We start from the raw sequence: 2324 nt of genomic DNA on the forward strand, positions 1-2324 counted from the left end.
TCTGAACTTTTCAGGCTCTAAAAGCATGTCTGCTATGCGTTTCGCAAAATCTTGAAAGGATTCTGTACCCTCAGAGTATTTACTCATTTCAGGCATTTCAGACAGCTTGTGAGCAAATAGAAAGCGTTGCGGATCTGTCATTTTGGTGAATAGATCGGGCGTGTTTTGATCTCGTTGTGTAGATATTGTTTTCTCAGAAATTGCCGTTTGTTTTTGCTTAAACTTGAATGAAAATCCTGTAATAGAACGTCCTGTTTTATGCTGTTCGACTTTAATTTTAATGTCGGTTTTTTCGTTAATTTGAGTGATTGCAGGCTCTAAAACACGGCTTTTAAAATTATTCATTTGCTTGTATTCAGTATCAAGAACACCAAGCTTTTTTCTAAATTCATTTATTTCAATAATAGGCGTTTTGCCTGTGCTACGCCAAGCAATCAATAGCTCATAAAGCCTTATTGCATAACCGCTTGATAGTCCAGAAACCTGTTGTATGTCGTACTTTGTAAATTCTTTTTCTAAGCGTGTAATCAATGGAATGATGGCAGGAGCAAAGATAATCTCGACTTTTGCCTGTTCATCAATATAAGCAATTTGTGAAACCCAACGACTTTGAATATTAGCTATAGCCTTTCCTCTAGGTTCTTGATATGTGAAATATCTTGAAAACAGTGCCTTACATGCACTTTTCAAGCCTTCGTAAGCTGTATTCCTATGTGCTGAAAACTGATTAATATAGCTTTCAGCATGAATAGTTAAAGGGTCATTTGCATTAATGCCTTTGCCACTTTGACGGGCTTCAATGATTGCTAAAAGTATTAATCTTTGTTCGACCAAATCGAGATTGTAACTCGCATTAATTAACGCATTATCTTTAACAACTAAATCACCCATTCCATTACCCTATTTATTAATGTTGTTATTGTTACACTAACAAACTATGTATCAATATGCACGGAAAATGTAGCTTTATAAACTCGATTTTTCATTTTTTTGCACGGAAAATGTAACGGTATTGCACGGAAAATGTAGCTTTATGAGGCTTGAAATGCACGTATAGCAAGGCTTTCAGCGTGTCTAAAAGCATTTAAAAGCTTAAAAGATTATTAAAAGCCAAAAAAAAATTAAAAAGCATTTAAAACTGCCCTATGTTTTCGCTTCGCTCAAACTCTATTGAATCTCGCTGCGCTCGATTCCTGGGGGCAGTTTTTTCAAATATCCACTAGGACGCTAAAAACAAGAATGGATTCGCTTCGCTCATAAGGCTTTATGCTCGCTTCGCTCGTCATGGAGCCAGTGGCTAAGTCGCTTTGCTCTGTAAATCTCGTTATGAAGCAACAGGGAGCTTGTAATCAGGGAAAAGGCAGGGGGCGAATTTTTATAACGCTCAGTCGCTCGTAGACACTCGCTCGGCTAATTGATCAATTTGTTTAGTTGTTCTTCAAAATCTTGCTTGTTTAAATCACCTGAAACGTACTGATCATATAGTTTTTGATGATCTTCAGTGATTTCTAAATCGTAATAAGTTCGATCTGATTTCTTAAAAAACACTTCTTCCAAACGGTTATTTCTTTCAGCATCAGTTAATTTCATGCTCTAAATGCTCCTATTTTGCGCTTATTGGCGTTTTTAGCCCCGTTTGGCTAGGTTTCCCTGTTTTTAGCAAAAATGCGCTTAAATGCGATTTTAGGCCGTTTTTGAGCTATGGGGCGAAATTTGATATTGGCACTTCGCTAACAAGCAAATTTTTAGCGGTTTGGAGATTTATCATTTTCCGACAGCAGGAGGGAATGCACGCTTACGCGTTTCTCTCCGAGAAACAAAAAAACACCCTCTAAAAATACCAAAAATAAGCCCCAAAAATTTGGGGCGTTTTGCAGGGATTATTGGAGGAATGAATAATTATTTATTGAGAGCTTCACGAGCATGTTTTTGATCTAAGCTATGTTTGAAAAATTCAAAAAATACTTTTTGCTGTTTTTCGTCCAAAAGCATCTCTGCAATTCTTTTTTCAAAATCCACCATTTTTTCACCCTCAATTTTTAAGTGCTTATATTTTTTTTCACGAGCAATATTGAATACATTACTTTTGAATGGCGTGAAATTTTTCTTACTGCTGTAATCAATAAATATGTGATCATCAATTGTGTATTCTTTCTTTTTTTCTACTGGTGCAGTTGGTGCGATTTGTTTAGAACCGAATCCTAGCTTTTCTAAAAACGGATAGAACTTTCTGAACTTTTCAGGCTCTAAAAGCATGTCTGCTATGCGTTTCGCAAAATCTTGAAAGGATTCTGTACCCTCAGAGTATTTACTCATTTCAGGCA

Annotated in this window: 2 protein-coding genes and 1 pseudogene; all 3 read right to left on the minus strand. The window is 36.2% G+C overall.

Annotation, left to right across the window (positions count from 1 at the left end; all coding sequences use genetic code 11):
• A partial coding sequence (repM, locus tag F908_RS00315; RefSeq protein ID WP_005155502.1) for a replication initiation protein RepM occupies positions 1–891 on the minus strand: 891 nt, incomplete at its 3' end.
• A gap of 519 nt (positions 892–1410) precedes the next feature.
• Complete coding sequence (locus tag F908_RS00320; RefSeq protein WP_005134116.1) at positions 1411–1590, minus strand: hypothetical protein; 180 nt, start codon at positions 1588–1590, stop codon at positions 1411–1413.
• Positions 1591–1899: 309 nt separating this feature from the next.
• Positions 1900–2324, minus strand: a pseudogene (locus tag F908_RS16200) (hypothetical protein); the annotation flags it as partial.

This window comes from Acinetobacter sp. NIPH 284, from assembly GCF_000369425.1.
Classification (GTDB): Bacteria; Pseudomonadota; Gammaproteobacteria; order Pseudomonadales; family Moraxellaceae; genus Acinetobacter.